Source organism: Nocardia sp. TBRC8007 (assembly GCF_056629435.1).
Map to the genome: position 1 here is coordinate 45,528 of NZ_JBWSOR010000031.1, position 6,521 is coordinate 52,048.

Here is a 6,521-nt window from a genome sequence, read left to right on the forward strand (position 1 = left end):
CCACACCGCCGAAACCTCAGCCCGTCTCGCCGGTGCGGACACGGTGAGTGCCGACGCCCCCACGCAACCGCGATCACATCAGGCCGTCATTCCCGTTATATCGGTTGTGGCCCCGCCGGGCTGTGATGGAACGATCCGTGGGGACGTCGACCGGGCCACACAGCCCAGCGGTCGGGGCCGATGCTCAAATCGCGATACCGAAGACGCTGGTTGGACTGGTGGCGACCACGGTAGGGGTGGCGGTGCCGGTGATCGGCGCCGACACCACCTGAACGGTGCCCTGGTTAGTGATGAACAGGGTGTTACCGGAGGCAGTGATATCCACAGGGGTCAACAAACCGGTCACCAGAGGGGTCGGTGTGCCGCCGGTAACCGGCACCGTCGCCACCTGAGCGGCCCCGCCCTCGCAGAAATAGAGGAGATTCCCGACCCGGACAATACCTTGAGGAAAGCTCGGGCCGGATGCCAATAAGGTTGGTGTGCCCCCGATTTGCGGCACCGAATACAGATTGCCGACGCCGACGCCATCGGTGAAGAACAGCAGACCGCCGTAAGTGTAGGGCAGTGAGTTGCTGGTGCCGTCCACCGAGGTGACAGTGACACCGACCGTGCCGGTGCCGGGTGGGGCGATGGCGTTGATCTGGGTGTCGGAGACAATGGTGAAGGTGGTCGCCGTCGCCCCGAACCGCACGGTCAACGGGCCGGTGAACCCGCTACCGAAGATCTCCACCGTATTGCCGCCGGATTCGGGACCGGAGATCGGGTTGAGCGCGGTGAGCACGGGCGGGGCCAGCAGGGCCGCCGCGACCGGTGCGAACCCCGACTGGGTCGGCACTCCGTCGGTGATGCCGAATACGCCGGTGGGGCTGGTGGCGACCACAGCGGGGGTGGCGGTGCCGGTGATCGGCGCCGACAGTACTTGAGCGGTGCCTCGGTTGGCGATGAACAGGGTGCTCCCGGAAACGGTGATATCGAAAGGCAAGAACAGACCGGTCACCAGTGGGACCGGCGTACCACCGGTGACCGGCACTGTCGACACTCGACCGGCCGCAACCTCGCAGATGTAGAGGAGGCTATCGACCCGGACGAGTCCTGCGGAAGTGGCCAGCCCGGACGCCAGCAGGGTCGGTGTGCCGCCGGTTTGCGGCACCGAATACACATTGCCGGGGGCTCCATCGGTGAAGAACAGCAGGCCTGCGCCGTTGTAGGTGTAGGGCAGCGGGTTGCTGGTGCCGTTCAGCAGAGCGGCGACGGTGACCTCGACGGTGCCGGTACCAGGCGGGGCGATGGCGTCGATCTGGGTGTCGGAGACGATAGTGAACGTGGTCGCTGTCGCCCCGAACCGCACCGCCAGCGGGCCGACACCGGCGAACCCGCTGCCGAATATCTGTACCGTGTTACCGCCGGAGGTGGGACCGGAGCTGGGGTTGAGCGAGGTGAGCACAGGCGCCATCGGGGGCCTCCCAACGAAGAAAAGGGTTGTACTGCAATGGATATCGAAGTGGTCGCGCTACCGCTGTATCCAGTAACCCACTAGGAGAGGCGGTTTCGCAACGTATCCCTGGTGGCGGTTCCGCAACAATTCCCGGTCCGATTTCTGTTCCGGGTCTGGATCTTCGACCGGCCGGCCTCGGAAGTTGACAGTAGTTGCCCGGCAGTGGGTATCAGAGGCCATAAGAATCGGATACGGCGCGGGCCACTATCGCTCCACTGGTCCTGGACGTCGCGGCACCGGCAGCAGATACTGCGAACATGTCCGCCCTGGCACCGAGTGAATATATGCCCGAGACCACTTATCTGAACACGGCCTCCTATGGCCTGCCGTCCGCCCAGGCGCTGGCCGCGGTACGTGACGCCAGCGCGGCCTGGGCAGCAGGCCGCGGCGAACAATCCGTGACACTGGATCGGCTGGTCCCCGACATACGCGCGGGGTTCGCCAGCCTGCTCGACGGGGCGACCGCCGACGATATCGCACTAGGCAGCAGCGTCGCAGGCTTGATCGCCCCGGTCGCCACCGCACTGCCTCCAGGCGCGGAGGTACTCTTGGCCGAAGGTGAGTTCTCCTCGGTATCAATGCCTTTCGTTCACCGAAACGATCTCGCAGTGCGCTTTGTACCACTGTCGGAATTGGCCGCACAAGTGCGGCCGAAGACCGCACTTGTGGCGGTGAGCGTGGTTCAATCCGCGGACGGCCGTATCCTCGACCTCACCGAGCTGTATACGACTACCCGGACCAACGGCACTCGACTGTTGGTGGATGCCACTCAAGCCGCGGGCTGGCTACCGCTGCGCTTCGACGAAGCGGACTATTGGGTCTGCGCCAGCTACAAGTGGCTGCTCGGTGCTCGCAGCATCACGTTCCTCGCCGTGGCGCCGGAACTGGTTACGCAGCTACGGCCGATCGGGTCCAGCTGGTATGCCGCCGAAGATCGCTGGGCCGAGCTCTACCATCCGATCGCGCTGCCCGCAGCAGCACGGCGCTACGATACGACACCGGATTGGCTCGGCGTCATCGCCGCATCGGCAGGACTGTTCTTGATCGACGAACTCACCGTCGACAAGATCGGCACACACAATCTAGAACTGGCCGACCACTTCCGCGCTGGGCTGCGCGCTCTCGGTTTCGAGCCGATCGCCGCGCAGTCCCCCATCGTCTGCTTTCCCGGCGCGGCAGACTTGGTGAGCCGACTGGCGGAAGCAGAGGTGATCGCCGCCGCACGGGCAGGCCGGTTGCGGTTTTCCTTCCACCTCTACAACAGCATCGTCGATGTCGAACGCGCGTTGTCCGCGCTGCGCACCGTATAGCCGGACCAGGTGTGCACCAGGCGATCCTGTGGCTCGGCCCGCTCCGCGCCTCAGCGCTTCGGACCGACCGCCGGCCCGGTGATCAGCGGAAGGTCGAGCGCAGTGAGAATTCCGGATCGCGCTGGGACCACGGCGGGAATAGCGTTGACAATACGCATGCCGGTAGCCACCAGGGTCGCGTAGTTGTGGTCGCCGTTATAGCTCGAAGTCACCAGATCCATTGCGTAGCACGGCTCGCCGGTGATCTCGATCCGGTAGGAACCCGCGGGGTGCGCCGGCAACGGCCAATCCGGGCACAAGTCCGGGCGCAGCCGGGTCACATGTTCGAGCACCGTAACCGGCGTATCATCGACCATGCCGAGTACCTCGAAACGCAATGCGGCAGCAGTGCCCTCGGCGATATGGCCGGTCGCGATATCGAACGACTCCGGCGCGGGAATCCGCTCATATGTCTCGGTGACGGCATCGAGGCCGACACCGATTCCCGCGGCGAGTTGGCGGACCGTGCCACCCCATGCGAGTGAAAGCACTCCAGGCCGCAGCAGCATCGGTAGCTCGTCTATGGGCTTGCCGAAACCCATGATGTCGAACATCACCGCACGATTGTCATAACTAGCGTAATCGACGATCTCCAGGCAACGCACCTGATCGATACGCAAACAGGTACCCGCGAGCGCGAGCGGAAGCAGATCGTTCGCGAAGCCCGGATCGATGCCGTTGACCCACAGCGACGAATTCCCCTGCGCGGCAGCCTCCTGCACCGGTATCAACAACTCATCGGGGAGCACACCATAGGGGTACTGGAAGAACACTGGGGCACAAGCGACGACATTGATCCCAGCTGCGAGGATACGCTGGAGTTCCTGCACCGCCTCGACAAGCCGATTGTCGGTCATCGAGCAGTAGACGACACAATCCGGCCGCGCCGCGAGCAATGCCTCTGCGTCAGTTGTGGCGGTGACGCCGACCGCATGGTCGACCCCTGCGAGCGTTCCGGCGTCCGTTCCATCTTTGGCAGGACCGGAGACCCAGACGCCGGTCAGCTCCAGATCGGGGTGTGCGATGATCCCGGCCAGGGCATGCCTACCGACATTGCCGGTACCCCATTGCACTACGCGATATACCATGTCACAGATCCGGGAGCGGAAGGTCGAGGCTGGGGGCGATCAAGCCACCATCCGGCTCGAGTATCTTGCCGGTGAGGTACTGGCCCGCCGGTGAGACAAGGTAGAGCGCGGCCGCGGCGACGTCTTCGGGTTCGCCGATGCGGTGTAGCGGGGTCTTGGCTTCCACCTCGGCGCGCATCGCGTCGTCGCTCGCGACAATCTCCAATGCGGAGGTCAGGATCGCACCGGGCGCTATCGCATTCACCCGTATCCGCGGATTCAGATCGAGCGCGGCAAGTTTGGTGTAGTGCGCGAGGGCGGCCTTGGCGGTGCCGTACGCGGCGAACGCACGCCCAGGTAATCGTCCCATCGCGGAAGAAATGTTCAGAATCGAACCACCACCAGCGGTTTCGAGTATCCGAGGTACCGCGGCGCGAATCAGCGCGTGCGCGGTGGTGACATTGAAATCGAAGGCATCCCGCAGCGCCTGCGGCGTGGTATCGAGCAAAGGACACGGCAAAGCGCCGCCTACATTATTGACCACGATGTCCAGCCGTCCGAAGCGCTCGACCGCTGTCGCGGTAAGCGGGGCCGCGATATCGATATCACTCGAGTCTGCGGGCACCACATGCGCCTGCCGTCCGACAGCGGCGATACGCTCGGCGACCTCGTCCAATTGACTCTTGGTCCGCGCGGTGACGACGACATCCGCGCCCGCTTGCGCGAACGCGACGGCGATCGCCGCGCCCAGGCCTCGTCCTGCGCCGGTCACGATGGCCACTTGTCCATCGATCCGGAACCGATCCAGAATCATGCACGCTCCCTACGTGCTGTGCCGAATAGCCACCGCGCTGCCGGCCTGACGCCGGACAGGCGTATGACGAATATTCGACTATTATTAGTCTGATATTCGTCATCGTACGTCGCTCACCCGAGCGGGGACAAGGGGTTGCCGCCGCTATGCCGGACCGATCTGCTTCACCGCCGACACGTCGTGTCGTCGACATCGTGTCGCTGTTGGCGACCTCTGGCGAACCGATCAACACCGCGAGCATCGCCGAACAGCTCGGCATCGCCCGCGCCACGGCGAGTGCGATTCTTTCCGAATTGTCCATGGCCGGTTGGGTCGTCCGCGACCCCGCTCGAGGCTATGTCATCGGCCATGCATTGGCTGGGCTGTCCACCGCCGCCCTTCCGCAGGATGTCGGCGATTTCCTCACCGAACTAGCCGCACGCACCGGTTACGGCGCGACACTCAGCCGGATCGAACCCGATCGACTCACCGTGCTCGATGTCCGGCACGGTGTCGACCGCGTAGTTCCCGGAATTCCAGTAGGGCACCGTATTCCGCTGCAATTCCCTGCCGGCGCCAGTGTGATGCCGTGGCGTCCGGCGAACGAACAGAATGTCTGGCTACGCACCGCTACCGACGACGATCGATGTAGTGCCAGTGCGCTGCTGTCGCTGGTGCGCGAGCACGGCATCGCGGTATTCCGGCCCCGCTCCGACGATGCCGGCCTGGTCGACCTGCTGGTCGACCTGCTCGGCGCGGTCGGCTCCGAATTGTCGCGGCCGCATCTGCGCACTCGCGCCCTCCGGCAACTCGCCGCACTCACCGCGCGGCCTTTCACCCGAACAGAACTGGATTCCGACGAGATATTGCCGCTGAGTTATCTCGCAGCGCCGGTTTTCGACGCGAGCGGCACCGCGGCCTACGAGGTCCAACTCGGACCACTACGCGCGGCGACGACTCGAGTCGAACGCGATGATTTCATCAAAGCAACTCGTGTGACAGCTCGTGATCTGACTGCCGCACTCGCCGACGGCCCGCAGCCCCGATAGCCGCACAACCGCGTGTCCCGCGTCCCGTGACGCGCTGTGACCCGAGAAATTCTTCGAGGCCTCTCGGCTGTCGCTACCTGCTTTGATGGGTCTATATCGATCGCCGGATCGCGAAGGAGAGGAGGTAGACCGTGGCTGTTGCTGTACTGACCACGTGGCTATGGCTGCTGTATGAGGTAGGACTCATCATACGAGACAGACGCCGGGGCAAGGGATCGACCGAGCATGACAAAGGGAGCCGGGCAACCATGTTCGTGGTGGTCTTGATTTCGGTGTTCTGTGCCGCCGTGATCGGACAACTGCTGCCTGCGTCCAGTCCGTTCTCGCTTCCCGGCCACTCGCGTCTTCCCTGGCAGATCTTCGGCCTTACGATCATGTGGCTCGGCTTCGCCCTACGAATATGGGCAATCATTGTGCTGGGAAGCGCATTCCGGACCACTGTCGAGGTAGATGCCGACCAGAGCGTGGTGGATCGCGGTCCGTATCGCTGGATCCGGCATCCCTCCTATACCGGGATAGCGCTGCTCGTCATCGGCTTCGGCCTGGCCTGCGGCAATTGGATCTCGTTCGTCCTGACCACAGTCCTGCCGATATACACCCTGATCCGGCGCATCCGGATCGAGGAACAAGCGCTACTGGAGACCTTGGGCGAGACCTACAGGGCATATCACCGCAGCACCAAAAGGCTCATTCCTGGAGTATGGTGAGTTTCTCGAGCGTGAGTGTGGATATGCCGAAGGCCCCCAATGTGTGTTGGGGGCCTTCGGT

Annotated in this window: 6 protein-coding genes; 3 read left to right on the forward strand and 3 right to left on the reverse strand. The window is 63.9% G+C overall.

Going from position 1 to position 6,521, the window contains the following annotated elements; genetic code table 11:
* Positions 1 to 184 precede the first annotated feature (184 nt).
* Positions 185 to 1,453 carry an IPT/TIG domain-containing protein gene (locus ACX4ZE_RS18665; RefSeq protein WP_480274739.1) on the reverse strand — a complete coding sequence of 423 codons (1,269 nt, stop codon included), beginning with the start codon at positions 1,451 to 1,453 and terminating at the stop codon, positions 185 to 187.
* 299 nt (positions 1,454 to 1,752) lie between these two features.
* Between ACX4ZE_RS18665 and ACX4ZE_RS18670 the strand changes: the two genes are divergently transcribed.
* Positions 1,753 to 2,805, forward strand: coding sequence for an aminotransferase class V-fold PLP-dependent enzyme (locus ACX4ZE_RS18670; protein WP_480274740.1), 1,053 nt, complete (start codon positions 1,753 to 1,755; stop codon positions 2,803 to 2,805).
* 50 nt (positions 2,806 to 2,855) lie between these two features.
* On the opposite strand, the gene ACX4ZE_RS18675 is transcribed toward ACX4ZE_RS18670, so the two are convergent.
* Both ACX4ZE_RS18675 and ACX4ZE_RS18680 read right to left on the reverse strand, forming a co-directional pair.
* Positions 2,856 to 3,932 carry an NAD(P)H-dependent amine dehydrogenase family protein gene (locus tag ACX4ZE_RS18675; protein WP_480274741.1) on the reverse strand — a complete coding sequence of 359 codons (1,077 nt, stop codon included), beginning with the start codon at positions 3,930 to 3,932 and terminating at the stop codon, positions 2,856 to 2,858.
* A 1-nt stretch (position 3,933) separates the two neighbouring features.
* A complete protein-coding gene (locus ACX4ZE_RS18680) occupies positions 3,934 to 4,725 on the reverse strand; it encodes an SDR family oxidoreductase (RefSeq protein ID WP_480274742.1) in 792 nt (263 codons plus the stop codon).
* Positions 4,726 to 4,871: 146 nt separating this feature from the next.
* Between ACX4ZE_RS18680 and ACX4ZE_RS18685 the strand changes: the two genes are divergently transcribed.
* Complete coding sequence (locus ACX4ZE_RS18685; protein ID WP_480274743.1) at positions 4,872 to 5,753, forward strand: helix-turn-helix domain-containing protein; 882 nt, start codon at positions 4,872 to 4,874, stop codon at positions 5,751 to 5,753.
* 131 nt (positions 5,754 to 5,884) lie between these two features.
* The gene (locus tag ACX4ZE_RS18690) at positions 5,885 to 6,460 is read left to right on the forward strand and encodes a methyltransferase family protein (RefSeq protein WP_480274744.1); all 576 of its coding nucleotides are present in this window, start codon (positions 5,885 to 5,887) and stop codon (positions 6,458 to 6,460) included.
* Positions 6,461 to 6,521 lie beyond the last annotated feature (61 nt).

What these genes read in the sequence shown, in the direction of transcription:
- ACX4ZE_RS18675 (WP_480274741.1), bottom strand. Translation starts at nt 3,932, where the DNA reads ATGGTATATCGCGTAGTGCAATGGGGTACCGGCAATGTCGGTAGGCAT.
- ACX4ZE_RS18665 (WP_480274739.1), bottom strand. Translation starts at nt 1,453, where the DNA reads ATGGCGCCTGTGCTCACCTCGCTCAACCCCAGCTCCGGTCCCACCTCC.
- ACX4ZE_RS18685 (WP_480274743.1), top strand. Translation starts at nt 4,872, where the DNA reads ATGCCGGACCGATCTGCTTCACCGCCGACACGTCGTGTCGTCGACATC.
- ACX4ZE_RS18680 (WP_480274742.1), bottom strand. Translation starts at nt 4,725, where the DNA reads ATGATTCTGGATCGGTTCCGGATCGATGGACAAGTGGCCATCGTGACC.
- ACX4ZE_RS18670 (WP_480274740.1), top strand. Translation starts at nt 1,753, where the DNA reads ATGTCCGCCCTGGCACCGAGTGAATATATGCCCGAGACCACTTATCTG.